At 68.2% G+C, this 14,502-nt stretch carries 17 protein-coding genes and 1 tRNA gene; 10 read left to right on the top strand and 8 right to left on the bottom strand.

Annotated elements, in window-relative coordinates; genetic code table 11:
- The first annotated feature begins 15 nt into the window (after positions 1–15).
- Positions 16–540, top strand: coding sequence for a YceI family protein (locus tag BZY54_RS22740; protein WP_244217286.1), 525 nt, complete (start codon positions 16–18; stop codon positions 538–540).
- Here BZY54_RS22740 and BZY54_RS55100 read toward each other — a convergent pair.
- Together BZY54_RS55100 and BZY54_RS55105 are read right to left on the bottom strand one after the other, a co-directional pair.
- The gene (locus BZY54_RS55100; RefSeq protein WP_341868699.1) at positions 437–1,438 is read right to left on the bottom strand and encodes a site-2 protease family protein; all 1,002 of its coding nucleotides are present in this window, start codon (positions 1,436–1,438) and stop codon (positions 437–439) included. The two genes, BZY54_RS22740 and BZY54_RS55100, sit on opposite strands and share 104 nt — an antisense overlap.
- A 41-nt stretch (positions 1,439–1,479) precedes the next feature.
- Positions 1,480–1,725: a zinc metalloprotease gene (locus BZY54_RS55105; protein ID WP_341868700.1), complete on the bottom strand. Its 246-nt coding sequence runs from the start codon at positions 1,723–1,725 to the stop codon at positions 1,480–1,482.
- A 322-nt stretch (positions 1,726–2,047) separates the two neighbouring features.
- On the opposite strand from BZY54_RS55105, the gene BZY54_RS22750 reads away from it, so the two are divergent.
- Positions 2,048–2,257, top strand: coding sequence for a hypothetical protein (locus BZY54_RS22750; protein WP_086727184.1), 210 nt, complete (start codon positions 2,048–2,050; stop codon positions 2,255–2,257).
- Between the two features lie 197 nt (positions 2,258–2,454).
- Here the strand turns inward: BZY54_RS22750 and BZY54_RS55500 are convergent, their stop codons facing one another.
- On the bottom strand, positions 2,455–2,685 hold the full coding sequence (locus BZY54_RS55500) for a DUF6480 family protein (protein WP_425276301.1): 231 nt from the start codon (positions 2,683–2,685) through the stop codon (positions 2,455–2,457).
- A gap of 635 nt (positions 2,686–3,320) precedes the next feature.
- Positions 3,321–3,896 carry a hypothetical protein gene (locus BZY54_RS22760; RefSeq protein WP_143668097.1) on the bottom strand — a complete coding sequence of 192 codons (576 nt, stop codon included), beginning with the start codon at positions 3,894–3,896 and terminating at the stop codon, positions 3,321–3,323.
- Positions 3,897–4,027: 131 nt separating this feature from the next.
- Here BZY54_RS22760 and BZY54_RS22765 point away from each other — a divergent pair.
- From BZY54_RS22765 to BZY54_RS22775, 4 genes are all read left to right on the top strand, one after another.
- Positions 4,028–4,099 (top strand) — tRNA-Gln (locus BZY54_RS22765).
- A gap of 237 nt (positions 4,100–4,336) precedes the next feature.
- Positions 4,337–4,573 (top strand): STAS domain-containing protein, encoded by a 237-nt coding sequence (locus BZY54_RS22770; protein WP_244217287.1) that lies wholly within the window; start codon positions 4,337–4,339, stop codon positions 4,571–4,573.
- Between the two features lie 613 nt (positions 4,574–5,186).
- Complete coding sequence (locus BZY54_RS50975; protein WP_158103898.1) at positions 5,187–5,339, top strand: hypothetical protein; 153 nt, start codon at positions 5,187–5,189, stop codon at positions 5,337–5,339.
- Between the two features lie 168 nt (positions 5,340–5,507).
- Positions 5,508–5,795 carry a hypothetical protein gene (locus tag BZY54_RS22775; RefSeq protein WP_143668098.1) on the top strand — a complete coding sequence of 96 codons (288 nt, stop codon included), beginning with the start codon at positions 5,508–5,510 and terminating at the stop codon, positions 5,793–5,795.
- Between the two features lie 131 nt (positions 5,796–5,926).
- Here the strand turns inward: BZY54_RS22775 and BZY54_RS50980 are convergent, their stop codons facing one another.
- Positions 5,927–6,079 (bottom strand): hypothetical protein, encoded by a 153-nt coding sequence (locus tag BZY54_RS50980; protein WP_158103899.1) that lies wholly within the window; start codon positions 6,077–6,079, stop codon positions 5,927–5,929.
- Positions 6,080–6,256: 177 nt separating this feature from the next.
- Here BZY54_RS50980 and BZY54_RS22780 point away from each other — a divergent pair, with 177 nt between their 5' ends.
- A complete protein-coding gene (locus tag BZY54_RS22780; RefSeq protein WP_143668099.1) occupies positions 6,257–6,490 on the top strand; it encodes a hypothetical protein in 234 nt (77 codons plus the stop codon).
- Positions 6,491–6,612: 122 nt separating this feature from the next.
- On the top strand, positions 6,613–7,806 hold the full coding sequence (locus BZY54_RS22785) for a DUF418 domain-containing protein (RefSeq protein ID WP_086727190.1): 1,194 nt from the start codon (positions 6,613–6,615) through the stop codon (positions 7,804–7,806).
- Between the two features lie 246 nt (positions 7,807–8,052).
- On the opposite strand, the gene BZY54_RS22790 is transcribed toward BZY54_RS22785, so the two are convergent.
- Both BZY54_RS22790 and BZY54_RS22795 read right to left on the bottom strand, forming a co-directional pair.
- Positions 8,053–8,241 carry a hypothetical protein gene (locus tag BZY54_RS22790; RefSeq protein ID WP_244217288.1) on the bottom strand — a complete coding sequence of 63 codons (189 nt, stop codon included), beginning with the start codon at positions 8,239–8,241 and terminating at the stop codon, positions 8,053–8,055.
- 491 nt (positions 8,242–8,732) lie between these two features.
- The gene (locus BZY54_RS22795; protein ID WP_086727191.1) at positions 8,733–8,912 is read right to left on the bottom strand and encodes a hypothetical protein; all 180 of its coding nucleotides are present in this window, start codon (positions 8,910–8,912) and stop codon (positions 8,733–8,735) included.
- 624 nt (positions 8,913–9,536) lie between these two features.
- Here BZY54_RS22795 and BZY54_RS22805 point away from each other — a divergent pair.
- Positions 9,537–11,351, top strand: coding sequence for an ABC transporter ATP-binding protein (locus tag BZY54_RS22805; protein ID WP_244217289.1), 1,815 nt, complete (start codon positions 9,537–9,539; stop codon positions 11,349–11,351).
- A complete protein-coding gene (locus tag BZY54_RS22810) occupies positions 11,348–12,235 on the top strand; it encodes a serine/threonine-protein kinase (RefSeq protein ID WP_086727194.1) in 888 nt (295 codons plus the stop codon). The genes BZY54_RS22805 and BZY54_RS22810 overlap by 4 nt, the downstream gene beginning before the upstream one ends.
- Before the next feature lie 1,518 nt (positions 12,236–13,753).
- Here the strand turns inward: BZY54_RS22810 and BZY54_RS50330 are convergent.
- Positions 13,754–14,161, bottom strand: a complete 408-nt coding sequence (locus BZY54_RS50330) for a hypothetical protein (RefSeq protein ID WP_143668100.1) — start codon at positions 14,159–14,161, stop codon at positions 13,754–13,756.
- Positions 14,162–14,502 lie beyond the last annotated feature (341 nt).

Below are 14,502 nucleotides of genomic sequence, written 5' to 3' on the forward strand. Positions count from 1 at the left end.
TCGAACGGCCGATTGTTGATCAAGACTGGTCGGGCCGGGTTGGGTCGCAAGGCGGGGCACGACCTCACGATCGAGGTCACCCGGTGGTCCGGCGAGGCGGTGATTGTCGCAGGCGACCCCGACAGATCATGGGTCGATGTGACGGTTGAGGCGGATTCGCTGGAAGTCCGGGAGGGAACGGGTGGGCTGAAACCGCTGACCGATACCGACCGAGCCGAGATCAAACGGACTCTGGGGGACAAGGCCTTGCTGCACACCGCAGAGCACCCCCTGATCAACTTCCGTTCCACCGGCATCGCGGGGACTGCGCAGTCCTTCGAGATCTACGGTGAGCTCACCATCAAGGGCCTCACCCGCCCCGTGACGGTGCATGGGAAGGGTAACGGCGACGGACTGGTCCGCGGCTGGGCGACCGTCACGCAGTCCACCTGGGGAATCAGGCCTTACACCGCGTTCCTGGGCGCACTGCGGCTGGCCGATGATGTCCAGGTGGAATTCGATGTGGTCCGGCTCGAACCGGCAAACGGACCTGGCCACTGAGGTCCCACTGCCTGGCTCGGTCCTCGTCGGCTGCCGTCGCCCGACCGGTCGCGGTCCCTGCTCGCGCGATGCACGGCTGTCGATGCATTCGTCGCCCCAGCGAATAACTCACTGTGATGAAGGGCCCCGCGCCGAGCTGATGGGTCTCGCAGGAGTCGGCGAGATTGGTCGATGTCGTGGGCAGTGAGAATCCCGTCCAGCCGGCCGTCATCCATGACCAGGATGGGCGGGACAGCGGGGTTGCCACGTCCCGTGCACGCAGCAGCTCCCGCTGCCCGGGCGGCACGGCAGCCAGTCGGCGCAGCCGCACGACGCCGCTTGGGTGGCCGTCGAAGTCCAGCAACCGCAGCACCGAGTGCCTGGCCTGGGCGGCCACTTCGGACAGGAAGCGGCCCATGGTCAGCCAGTCGGGTCCGGTGACCACCGGCGTGGTCATCGCCTGGCCCACCCGGACGCCGCGCAGGGATGTGACCAGCTCGGCCCACCGCCGTTCGGCCCCGGCGGCAGTGGACACGAACAGGCCGATGAGCATCAGCCACAGTCCGCCGGTCATGCCCCTCAAGAAGACCAGCCACCCCACCGCGGCCAGAGCCATGCCCATGACCTGCCCGCTGCGCCCGGCCGCCCGCTGGGCCCGCTCGCGGTCGCCCGTACGCCACCAGACCACGGCCTGAAGCAGCCGCCCTCCGTCCAAGGGTGCGGCGGGCAGCAGGTTGAAGACACCCAGCAGCAGGTTCGTGTCCCCGAGCCAGGCCAGTACGGCAACCGGGACTCGCCATCTCAGCGTCGTCTCCACCCCGGCCGCCGCGCCCAGCGAGATACCGCCGAGCAGCAGGCTGGCGACCGGCCCGCTGACGGCGACGCTGAACGCCGTCCGGGCGGTTGTCGGCCGATCCATCCGGGTCAGTCCACCCAGCGCCCACAGCGTCACATCCCGCACTACGATCCCGGCCCTGCCGCGGCCATCAGTGCATGCGCTGCCTCGTGCACCACCAGACTCACCAGCAACAGAAAAGCACCGACAACACCGACGACCGCGTAGATCACCGGTGCAAGACCCGGCGCATATCCGGGCAGCGTCCACCGGGCCAGACCGTACGCGAAGAAGAGCATGACGAGCGGCACACTCCAGTGAGCCCGAATCTCCAATCCTCGAATGCTTCCGACCTGGATCGAACGCTTCATCCCCATCACCGCCTACATCCCACCCCCCCTTTTTTCATGGTCCGTCACAGACCCCGCGAGTGGAAATATCGGATGATAAGTAAGTACTCCGATCGCCCTCCCTCAATTAACTCGTGAAGCCGTACGACACCGCGCCAATTCCGGCATACGAGCTCACGATCAACCGGAGTCGCGATGTGTGACATGTTCGGCCGTTGGTGTCCGTCCAGCGGGAAGCGAAACTCCCTATCCGCTAGCTTTGCGGTCGAAAGGTACTGAAGGTTGCTGTGCCCATTCCGGCGCCCGCCAGGCCTCGGAGATGACGTCTTACAGAGGAATACGCATGCCGATCGGATCACTGGAAAACCTGCTGAGCGCCATCAGTGAGCAGGTCAAGCGCAGTCTGCGCGCCATCATCCCGCACGGCGGTGTGGGTCACGCTCAGCGCAATGCCGCTCAGGCCGCCGCCGCGGCCCGCGCGGAGCGACGCGAGCGCGATGCGGTGGCCACCTGGCTGGCCGAGCGGGACCTACCCCGAGAGCCACGCCGCTGACGCCGTGACCAGGCTGGCGCTACGGGTCTCACGTTCGCCGGCCCGCATCACACCACAGCGGCGATGGCCGACGCTGGACCGGAGAAGGCGTGGTGGTTGAGGAACCAGCCACCCGACGCGGACACCGACGTCACCACCATCGAAGACGCCATCGAGAGGCAGCCCGTTGACCGTCCCCTACGGCCCGGGACGTGTCCTCACCTCACGGCCTGGAAGATCGCCAGCGCCACCACCAGAAGTAGGACCATGACAAACACCGCCAGTACGGGGGTCAACGGTGTCGGGCGCCAGCCCCTCCGTGGGGCTGCCTGTGGGGGCCCGAGTTCGGAAACGCCTGACTCAGCGGGCGGTGCGGCGCCGGCGGTCATCTGGTGGTCCTCCGGAATGGATAGACCTTCGTCCGGCAGCTCTTCATGGTTTCCGGCCATTGTGTCCTCCTCACCCACCGGAAGTCAGGCCTCCTGCCCTCCTTGCCTCGGCCGGGGCGAACTCCGAGACGAAAACTCCTTGCGGAGAGAAACTGTGCGAAACCAACGTGGTGCGGAAAGTGTCGGGTGCGGATACAGGAATCGCACTTAGCCGTGGGAAGAGAATTCGTCGTAGCTCGCCGAGGGCCCTGGCAGGTCGTCCTTCGGTCCGAGTGGCTTCCGATTCGGCGTTCACTTGCCACCTACCCGTGTGGACAGGGTCTATACACCCAGACACGTCTGAGGCGATTCCACCCCGTCACTCTCGCATTACCTTGAGTGCACTGAGCAGGCCTTGCCGCAGATGCTCGTTCCGTCATTGCCTCCGCGTGATTTCACACGACCCGCGCGGGGCCGCTTTCAGCGGTGTAGTGGCGGATGACGAAGGGGTCCAGCAGGCTCGGCAGTAACGCAGCGCTATGTGTGTATGCGTGCCTGAGCTGCGGAGATGGTCTGCGGGTGGCGTTGGTGCTGTTGTTCGTACTCCAGCACTTGTCGGGTTCCGTCGTCGGGCACGTCGTGCAGGTGCGTCGTGATGTGTTCGGGTGCGTCGTGGCGGGTCCAGGGCTCGGCTGTGCTGGGGTGCCGGATGGCGTTCAGTAGGCGTGTGCGCGTTCGTAGCCCTCGATCACTGTCAGTTCCTTCTGGGACAGGCCGCGCAGGGGCTGCTGGATTTCAGCAACGCTGAGTTGGCTGAAGCCGGGGATGGGCAGGGCTTCTTCGCGGGTCATCGCGCCCTTCACCTTGTCGGTTACACGGGTGGCGGCGGGCATCTTCCGCCGGGCTTCCTGGGCCGGGCCGCTGGGGCGTCTGGTGACCCTGTGGAGCACGGCCCGCAGCCGGGTCCTGGCCGCCCGCGCTCTGTGCATGATCGCCTGCAGCAGACTGCCGTCTTCGGCGGCTTGTCCCCGGGGCGGGGGCGCTTCGGTGGCCGCTGCCACGGTCCTGGCCCGTCGGGCGAGGTTGTCCTCGCTGGTCTCCAGCAGCACCTCGTCGTGCCGGCTGAGTATGGCGAGCAGCTCGGCGGTCTCCTGGTCGTTGAGCCGTTCGGCGATGTCCTTGCCCACCTGGCAGGTCGCCAGGGCCCGGGCTGCGGCTGTGTATTCGTCTTCGGTGGCCCTCAGCAGCCAGCGCTCATCGGCCGGCCACTTACCGCGCACGATCTTCGTCACGGCCGATATCCCCGGCTGAAAGGGAAGGAGGCTTGCCCGCACGGCGCTGTGGGTCACCATCCAGGTCAGATGCTCGGTGGCCGACACGGGCCCGCCCCGGTCAGCCGACCTCCCGCGGTCTTCGGGGCAAGTGGGATATGGGGTAATTGGCAGCCCGACGGTTTCTGGTTCCGTCAGTTCAGGTTCGAGTCCTGGTATCCCAGCGGCTTGGACGCGTTCCTCCATGCTCATCGGCTCGGCGACGGCATCACCCCGCGGGACCAGCACGCCGGTGAAAACCTCGAAGACCGTGTGGGGCCCTTCCGCGTCCTCCATAACTACCTGCCGCCCGACAGGTGATGGCTCTTGGCCGGTTCTCCGACATCGAGCTCCTCGGCAACCTCGCCACATCCTCATCAAGTGGCCGCAACTGCTCACGCCTGGCCTGACCGCGTGTACTGGTGAAGCTCATCGAGCAGGGTCGGCTCCGCTTCATCGTCGATCTGCGGAGGGTGACGTTCATGGACTCGACGGGCCTTGGCGTTCTCGTCGGCATCCTGAAGCGCATCCGTACACACGAGGGCGAACTGAGACTAGTGATCACCAGACGGGAGATCCACAAGATCTTCCAGCTCACCGGCCTGCATCACGTCTTCTCGATCTACGACTCGCTGGACGATGCGCTGACGCCATCGTGAGTTGTTTCCAGAGCTGCCGAGGTTCAGGCGGCGTGCGCGCCATCCACTGCTACGTGACCAGGCCCACGATGCCCTCAGCGACCGAAGCACATGAAGCTGAGTGCTACCCGATGTCATCGGACGCTGTCACGTCGGAAGTCCACGGTGGGCAGGCGGACGCCCCTCTACCAGCGCATGTCGAGGGCGTCGAGGCCGGCGTGGCGTTGCGGGCTCAGCGTTGCGGCGCGTCGGTGGGCGTTGGCTGGCGCCCGCCCCGGACTGCCTCAGGTCACCGGGACCTGGGCCCAGGGCGTCTGCGACGGCGACTTGTGACGCACGCCCGGGGACACGGCGGTGGCAACCGTGGTATTGGTGGTCGGCGCGTCGCCGTAGCCCCCATCACTGCTCTGGTCCGGGCTGCGGTGACGACTGGCCGGTCCGCGTGCCCCGGTTGCAGCAGGCCGGCCCCGCAGTGCCCGGACCGTATCCCGTGCGGTCCGGAGCACCGTCTCCTCCTCGGCGTGATCATCCAGACGGCGCGGTAGCCCCGACACGCACACACTGCTGCCTGAGCATGACTGTGAGGCGTCCCGGGTCGGCCCCACCACCCGCCACCGGCCCGGGCCGCTGCCCCGTGTCACCGCCGTTCGCCAAGCTGGTTCTCGACGACGAGGCCCTCGCCGTCACCCTCGCGCTCCTTCTGCTGCGCATCGGCGGCCTGCTGCTCGTCTCCTGCTGGGTCGGCCCCATGGTCGGACGTCCTGGGCGTTGCCAGCTGCCGTGGTAAGCGAGCCGGCCTCCTCACCACCGGGTCCCAGGGCGCGTGACAGGACGTGAGACAACGGCCGGCCGTTGTGACGTCACATGCTCTCGACCGTCCCCCGGACGAGGCCGAGAAGGTGATCGACCACCTGCGCGACGGCTTCGGGCTCGATCCCGTCTGCCCGTAGACCGCTTGATCACACGGCCGCGGACTTACGAAACTGGTCAGCTCAATACCGTCGCCGCCGATACGCCTGTCTTCCGCCTCGGTGATGACCCGCTCACCGTGTCCGCCGCCTACGACGGCGATCTGGCGCGCGTGGCCGAGGCCCGCGCCGTCGCCCGCACCTTCGTCAGACAGACGCAGGCCGTCTTCGGACGGCCCGTGGACGTACAGGATCAGCAGACGGTGCAACTGGTGGTGAGCGAGCTGGTCACCAACGCCTGCCGCACGCACCAGGCTGCTGCCTGCTCACCCTGACCGCGACACCGCACGCCGTGGAAGTCAGCGTGTGGGACAGCAACCGAGCCCTGCCTGTAGTCCGCGGTGGTGATGCGGAGCGTGGCGGCAGTGCGGCATGGAACTCTCCCGCACCGCGGCCAGCACCGCATTTACCCGCTGCGCGCCAGGAAGATACGCACCGGGGCGTAGGCAGGAGTGTCCGGGTTGTAGCGCTGCAGCCAGTACACGAACCGGCCGAACTGGCCAGGCGTATCACGCCAGCTCTGGCCGACCGCCGAGCACCACTCCAGGAACAGTCCCATCGACCGCGCGTACGCCTCCGTGATCTCTCCGCGCAGTCACGGCCCAGCCGGACGTGCAGCAGCCACTCGTCCGCCTCCACGACGGGCCGGTAGGCCGCATCAACCATCGTCCAGTACCGATCATCCGACGGAAGCCGGATGTCCGGCAGTAGCATGTCAGGGCGCTCCTCGCGGACGATGTCGACGACCGGCACCGGTCGCCGCCGCGACGTCCTCGATATCGTCGGCCACGTGGAGGATGAGCCGGAAGTCGGATCGGAGCAGTGGCTCGTCGTCCACCACCGCGAGCTGGATCACATGCGTTCCGCCTCGCCGTCCGTTCGCGGCGGTCGGCTGTACATTCGAAAGTACGCTGGCTGGTGGCTGTGCATGCCTGCTGCACTGCTGCACCGAGCCCAAAGCCCGGGATGACCAGGACGGCTCCGCGAGCAGCGGCTCCAGGCGCCCGGCAGGTGGGCCTTCGCCGGATAGCGGGGGCGGCCCGGACATCTGCCGGTCACTCGGCGATCAGCCCACTCTCAAACCTGGAAGGCATGACACAGTACTCAGACGTCGCAACTCCTGCGGTAGCCGCCCCGGCCCCCGTGCGTGACAGCGGGAAGGCACCGGCGGGCCGGCTGATCGGGCTGGACCTGGCCCGCGGACTCGCGGTATTCGGCATGTACGCGGCTCATGTGGGACCCGACCCTGACCAGGGTGGTGTGACCGGCTTCCTGATGGAGTTGGCCCACGGCAGGTCCTCCGCGCTCTTCGCCTTCCTGGCGGGCTTGGCCGTTGTTCTCATCACCGGGCGCAGGGCGCCGAAGACGGGGCGGGCCGGGCGCCAGGCAGTGGCCAAGGTGGTGATCCGGGCCGTGATCCTTCTGGCCGTGGGCACCGCCCTGACCATGGGTGGCACCCCGGTCGATGTGATCCTTGCCTTCTACGGCCTGTACTTCCTGCTCGTGCTCCCGCTGTACCGGCTCGGCGCTGGCCCTCTGGCGGCGATCGCCGCAGGAACGGCCCTCGTCCTGCCCCAGGTGCTCTACGTGGTGCAGCAGGCGATCGGCAACAGTGACGTCCGCTCGCCCGGTGGGCCCGACGGCATCGTCTCGCTGCTCTTCACCGGCGCCTACCCGGCTCTGACCTGGATCCCGTTCGTGATCGCCGGCATGGCCGTGGCGCGCCTGGACCTGGCTGCCACCGCTGTTCGGATACGCCTGGCCCTCACGGGTGCAGCCCTTGTGATCACCGGCTACGGAGGGTCCTGGCTTTTGCTGCACGTCTTTCCCGGCGCCGCCAACGCCATCGGCGCGTCGACGTCGGCCGGGGGTGGGGCGAGCGTGTGGTGGTCCGACACCGCGGGTTATCCGTCCGGGGACACTCCTGCCTGGCTGATGGCTGCTTCCCCGCACAGTGAGACCACCCTGTCGATCCTGGGCAGCACCGGCGCGGCGATCATGGCCGTGACCGCGTGTCTGGCCGCGACGGACGCCCTCCCGCGGCTCCAGTCCCTGGCCCGGCCGGTTATCGCAGTCGGTTCCATGTCGATGACCGCCTACGTCTTCCATCTCTTCGGCATCCGGTTCCTGGGCATCGAGGAACTGCCCGGATCGCCCCTGCACGTCCTGCTCGGCTTCATCGCGGCCGCCATGGTGTTCGCGACCGTCTGGTCGCGCTTCCAGCAGCGCGGACCACTCGAATGGCTGATGACCAAGGCGACAGGCCTGGCCCGGCACATCCCCTGAGCACAGAACCGGCCGAACCGACGCCCTCCTGGGGTGGCCACCGCCAGCGCTGACCGGTATCAGGCGGCTGGTCGCCGCTGAGGACAGGCGGTGCATGAGGGGCGGGGTGGCAGCAGGATCGCTGTCGCCCCGCCTCCTTCTGTGTAGTGGGCTGGGCCAGGCATGAGCAGCTTGGTTACGAGCCCCCTGCGCTGCTGGGAGGCGCATCGGCGGCCCGAGCGGTGTTCTGCTGGTGATGCGGCCGCGTCAGGCGATGGGTTCGGCTGGTGCGCGGCGCAGTAGGTCGGGCCGGGCGTCGGCGAGGGTGAAAGCCCGCTGGAGTCCGTCGATCAGCGGCTGGTTGATGCCGTAGAGCCGTGCCCGCTCGTTGCGCTGGAGCAGCCGGGACGAGCCAGCCGGGCCAACGCGGCACTGCACCGCCTGGATGCTGGTCATGGTCCCGCCGGATGTGGAGTGGGCACGGGCCGACACACGCTGGGGCGGAATGGCGGGGTGAGGACACGGGCCGGCTGCACTGGCGGCAGCGGGCCACCAGCGTGCACACGCCCCCTCCCGTCTGCGTCTGCCGACCTGCAGTGGTCTGGTCTGTGGTCGGGGCCCTGGCGCGGGCGCCGATGGCGCATATCTGTGCAGCGCTGGTGGGGGAGCGAGAAGACTGTTTGCGAACCTGAGCGTTCACTCATGGCCTGAGAGCGTTCTGTTTGGGGTAGTTTGTCATTACCTCGCATGGGTAGGTCCCAGATCCACGTCAACGCTGCGGATCTGGGGCCGTTCTGCGTGCAAGTACTTCTCATGCGGCCGTGACGCCGTGACCGTCTTTGCTGGCGACGAACACGCGGATCGTCCGCCTCCCAGGGCATCAAGACTCACTGGCATGGATCTTGCTGGGCCATGCAAGGTGCCTCCCGGGATCACCTCCAAATGGCTCACTCGCGAAGTGACAGAGCCGCGTAGGCGCCCGTTTGAACGCCGGGCATCTGCGCGTGAACGCCGGGCATCTGCGCGCGCCATAAGCTCTGACCGTCCAGGTCCTTGAAGCGGGGGCTGAGGTTGCAGCCGAGGATCTTGAACGGGCTGATGGGGTACGAGGTGCTGTCGGTGGCCACCCTCTCCGGCTTCAGCCCGTGGTCCGTTCGGATGCGGCAGCGTGTCCGGGATGTGCTGGGGTGCCGGGCGCTGCCATCTGTCCGGTCCCGGCGGGCAGGTCGTTTACAGCGAAGATCGTCGTGATCCCGGAGGGCTGGCTCCGGGGGCCGTAGGGCCTGCTCCGGGCTCCCGCTGGGTGCAGGACGTGTTTGCGGCGGGGGTTGTTTGCCGCCTTCTGTCCAAATTGCCGTCTGATTCCTGTTTCGGTACGTAGCTGCTGTGAGACACGGTGATGGAGAGATTTGAGGAGGAAATGTCATGGCGATCTTCAACGCTCTCTTCCCCGCCCTCAAGGACCACGGTGGCCGTGGCGGACGCGGCGGCCGCGGTGGCCGCAGCGGACACGGCGGAGACTGGGGCGACGGTGGCCGCAGCGGGCATGGTGGCCGCGGTGGTCGCGGTGGCCGCAGTGGGCATGGTGGCCGCGGTGGCCGCAGCGGGCACGGGCGCTACTGAGGCGACCGGCTTGGGCCGCATGAGGGATCTTGACCACGTCTAGGCATATGGAGCGGAGCGGACCGGCGTCCGAAGGGGCCGGTCCGCTTCGTAGGCGTGTCCTGCGGCGGCTGTTGTCGGTGGGGGGTGTGGAGTCGGACGCGGTGGTCGAGGCCGCGCCGCCGCTGCCTCCGCGTGAAGTGTTCCGCCGGTTCTGGCCCTACACTCGCGGGCGCCGTCGCTGGCTGGGCCCGCTGGTCCTGCTCGGTCTGCTGGGCCCGCTCGTTGACGCGGCTGAACTGTGGCTGTTCAAGATCATGGTGGACCAGGTGCTCGTCCCGCGGGACCTCTCCCCCTTCCTTTGGATCGCGCCGACGTATGTAGGGCTCATCGTCGCCTCCGGCGTCCTGGGTTTCGCCGACGACGTGACCTCCGCGTACGTCAGCGAACGCTTCCTGCTCGCCTTGCGCTGCGACGTCTTCCGGCACGTGCAGGGGCTCTCGCTCGGGTTCTTCGAGCGGCGGCGGCTGGGGGACGTGCTGTCGCGGATCACCGGGGACGTCGAAGCCGTCGAGACGTTCCTGCTCTCGGGTGTTGCGGACGTGGCCTACTACGTGCTCCAGCTCGGCGTCTTCCTCGGCCTGCTCTTCTACCTGCGCTGGGACCTCACCCTCCTCGCGCTCGTCATCGTGCCGCTGTTCTGGGGCGCCGCCCGCCACTTCTCCCGCCTGACCAAACAGGCCTCCCGGGAACGCAGGCGGCGCAGCGGCTCGCTCAACGCGGTCGCCGAGGAGTCACTGGGCAACGTGACCCTGGTCCAGGCGTACAACCGGCAGGACTGGGAGCAGAACCGCTTCGAGCGGGAGAACCTCGGCACGTTCCACGCCGCGATGGCCTCGACGCGGATCCGGGCCGTCTACCGGCCGCTGGTGGAGCTCATCGAGGTGTGCGGCGCCCTGGCCGTCATGGGCCTGGGCACCTGGAAACTGGCCCAGGGCCAACTCACCCTGGGCGGGCTGCTGGTGTTTGTGGCGCTGATCGGCAAGCTCTACGGCCCCGTCCGCGGCCTCTCCCACCTCGGCCCCGCCTTCTACGCCGCGGCCGCCTCCGCCGAACGCATCGCCGAGCTGCTCGACCAGCGGCCCCAGGTCACCGAGCGCGCCGGCGCCCGGCGGATCGGCCGGGCACGCGGCGAGGTCGAGTTCGACGGCGTGTGCTTTAGCTACCCCGACACCTCCCGCTGGGCCCTGTCGGATGTGTCCTTCAAGGTCTGCCCCGGCGAGACGCTGGCGCTGGTTGGGGCAAGCGGCGCGGGGAAGTCCACGGCGGCCAAGCTGCAACTGCGCTTCTACGACCCCGACCGGGGCGCCGTCCGCCTCGACGGCGTCGACCTGCGCCAGATGCTCCTGTCCGACGTGCGCGACAGCATCGCCGTGGTGCTGCAGGAGACACTCGTCCTGCACGGCACGGTGCGGGAGAACATCGCCTACGGCCGGCCCGACGCGAGTGAGGCGGAGATCGTCGAGGCGGCCCGCGCGGCGGACGCCGACGAGTTCATCCGGCTACTGCCCGACGGCTACGACACCGTGGTCGGCCAGCGCGGCCGGACCTTGTCCGGCGGGCAGCGCCAGCGCCTGGCCATCGCCCGCGCAATGATCAGAAACGCGCCCGTGCTGCTCCTGGACGAGCCCACCACCGGCCTGGACGCCCAGTCGGGCCACCGGATCATGGACCCGCTGCGCCGGCTCATGTCCGGCCGGACGACCATCGTGATCTCCCACAACCTGCTCACCGTCCGCGACGCCACCCGGATCGTGGTGCTCGACCAGGGCCGGGTCGTTCAGTGCGGCACCCACCAGGAGCTGTTCCTGCGCGATGGCCCCTACGCCCGGCTGCACCGCCTGCACGCCATGGCCGCCCCCACGCAGACGGGCCCGCCGCCGCACGGGACGGTGTGGTCATGACCGCCACGCAGGAGCCTGTGGCGCCGCCGATGCCCGCGGGCAGCCGACCGCTTCCCGGCTACGAGATCCTCGGGCACCTGGACCGCACCGGCTGGCTTGACCTGTACGACTCCTGGAGCGAGCAGCGGGCCTGCCGATGCGTGGTCAAGATGATTCGCCCCGACCTGCGCGACGACACCCACCTGACCGAGCGGCTGCTGCGGGAGGGCCGGTGGCTGCGCGACTTCACCCACCCGCACCTGGTCCGCGCCTACGAGATCTTCAAAGCGCCCCAGCCTCTCGTCGTCCAGGAGACGCTGACCGGGGAGACACTCACCCACCTCCTGCACCGGCTGCGGCGCCGACCGGCCACCACCGACGTGGCGCTCCTCGGGATCCAGCTGTGCTCCGCGGTCCACTACCTGCACGGCCAGGGCCTGCTCCACCTGGACCTCAAACCGGCCAACGTGGTCGTCGAGCGCGGCCACGCCAAGGTCCTCGACCTCAGCGTGGCCCGGCCGCCCGGAAACGCACCACCCGGGACGGGCACGCTCAGCTACCTCTCGCCGGAGCAGGCGCGCGGCGGCCTGCTGACGACCGCGGCCGACGTGTGGGGCATCGGCGCCACACTGTACGAGACCGCCGTCGGCAACGCGCCCTACAATGCCGAGCAGACCGCGAACCCCGAAAACACCGAAAGAACCGGGACCGCGTACGACCGCACCACCGGTGACCTCCAATATCCGCAACTGGATACAGCCGCCCCACCGATCACATCGCAGCGGCGCCTGCCACACGCGCTCGCCACGGCTATCGACAACTGCCTCAGTCAAGACCCTGCCGACCGGCCCACGGTCCCCGAACTAACCGCAGCCCTCGCCTCACTGATCCCCACCCTCGCCTGACCCGACCCCCGTCCCACTACACCTCGTCCATGCCCCAAAGACTCCGAGCTGGAGCGCTTCTTCTGGCCCCCTCTCCTCATGGGCCTAGTGTTGATCGGCGGCCAGGTGCCCGGCCTGTTGCACGCGCCCTACCCGGTCGTCGAACTCGCTGACGCGCTCAGCGTCGTGTTGGCCATCACGGCTGCCATCACGTTGTTCTTCGCCCTCCGGTCGGGCGTCGCTTCTTCCAGTGGCGCGGCACAATGTGACAGCCACGACGGCGGGTGCCCACCAGGCTCCTCTTAGGGATCAGCCCGAGCCGACCGCCTACAGGCCCGCCTCGGCGACGACGAGCGCGGGTCATATCACCACAGAACCGGCCCCAGGCAGCGGATCGAGACCCGCTTCAGCACCGTGGGCGGCCGCGTCGGCGAAGTCCAGGTCTTTAACTGAGCCGCGTTGGGACTCCGGTTGGCAGGGCGCTTCGCCCGTTTGCCCGGACCGCTCCGAAATGGCCTCGCTCGGCCGCGCCGGAGCGGAGTAGCCGAGTTCGCGATGGCCGGCGTCACGGCTCGGCCAGCAGACCGGTGGTGGTGCTGGGACTCAGAAGCGTCCCGCGGTGACGAAAACGCACGCCGTGGGGGAGCTCACGGGGCAGGCCCTGATGACTGAGACGACGCGGGGCCCGGCGGCGTGGACGCTGGCGCATCGCGGCTACAGCGGCGTCACTGCGGCCTCCGCGCGCAGGCAGCATGCCTGAGCGCGGAGACCTCCAGGGCAGCAATGCGGGCCGGTTACTTCTTGGTGCAGACGGTGTGCGGCTTGACCCAGACGCGCTTGGTCTTGCCGTGGGACTTGATCGTCCGCCAGTAGCCCTTGACCTTGTGGCACTTCTTCGTGGTCTGTGCCATGTGCGTAGACGTCACGCGGACGGTTGACGACGGCGCTGCGGACGCGCTGCCTGCGGCTGCCACTCCCGCTCCTGTGGCCAGCATGGCTGCCGCGAGACCTGAGGCGAGACTATGTGCGATTCGGCGCTGCATGAGCGGCTCCTTTCCGCATTCTGCGCGCCAGGGAAAGCCCGGGTACCCCCTCGGATGGGGCACCCGGGCCAGAGGGGACGCAGCCTCAGGATCACCTCATGCACCCGAGTGTGCATCCGCAGGACGAGGTGTCACCCGAACGGCCTACTCGCTCGCGCGCTCCTGCCCTTACCGAGCTCCTCCGTGAGGATCCCTCGGTCCCAATCCCAGTTCCGACCACGAGCGTGACTGGAAGCCGGCCGGCGCGGGATCCGCGGGTCTCGATTCCGGCGGGGCCGGTGGCGTCCATGACGGACAAGAGCCGGGGGGAAGGGTGGGTGGTGCCCATCGCGGAGATCGGAGTGACGCTGTCGGTGCGTGGGGTCGTGGGGCACGGGGGTGTTCGAAGCTGCTGGTGCTCGGCGTCGAGTGGGGTCGGTGCGGGGCATGCGGCCGGCAGGCCACCAGGCCTTGGGGCCCGCGCCGTTCAGCCCCTGCATGGATCGGGTAGTGCTCCTCAGCCCACGGGGTACTTCGAAATGGTTATTGAGGTGCCTGATCCGGTTGGACTGACCTGGACAGTTACTCCTTCTCTGCCTCGCTTGGCGACAATGTTGGTACTGAATTCACCTTGATGCTTGGAGACCGTCTTCCAGCCTTCTCGGGCCAGAGTGTCCACATAGAACGCCCCCACCTTGCTGACCGTGTCACCGGAATGCAGCATCGTCGTCCCGCTGACGTTGCTGGTCACGGTGGCCCCCGGGTAGGTGGGCATCGACCCTGAAGGCGTCTTGGGCGTTGTCACTGGCGGTGAGGTGTGGGTGGGGGTTGTCTGCGCGGGATGGGTGTTGTTGGAACACGCGCCGAGTGTCATGAGAACCGTGGTGACACCCGCTGCTGCGATGCTCAGAATCTTCCTTCTCACGGCGCCTCCTATGAGCCTGCCACGTACTTGCCGGCCCCGGAACCACGCCTTCCATCATCCCCGGCCCCTGCTCCATGGCAACTAGGCGGTGCCTTGCAGAGATGCCGGACTTAAGACCGCCGGCCGCCAGCGACTCCGCGCTCGCCCCCAGAGACGACAGCATGACCAAGGCAGCCGTTGCGGAGCCCCCTTCCCGTAGAGGACCGGGCTGCGCAAAGCCCTCCGTGGCTGCGCAACCGCGCAATCCCCCAGGGCCGGTCGACCAGGCCGCTGCATGCCGATGCACAGCGATGCCGGGTGCTGCGCAGTCTCTGGACGGGGCGCAACGAGTACCGGATTGC

The sequence above is a fragment of the Streptomyces carpinensis genome, from assembly GCF_002154505.1.
GTDB lineage: Bacteria > Actinomycetota > Actinomycetes > Streptomycetales > Streptomycetaceae > Streptomyces > Streptomyces carpinensis.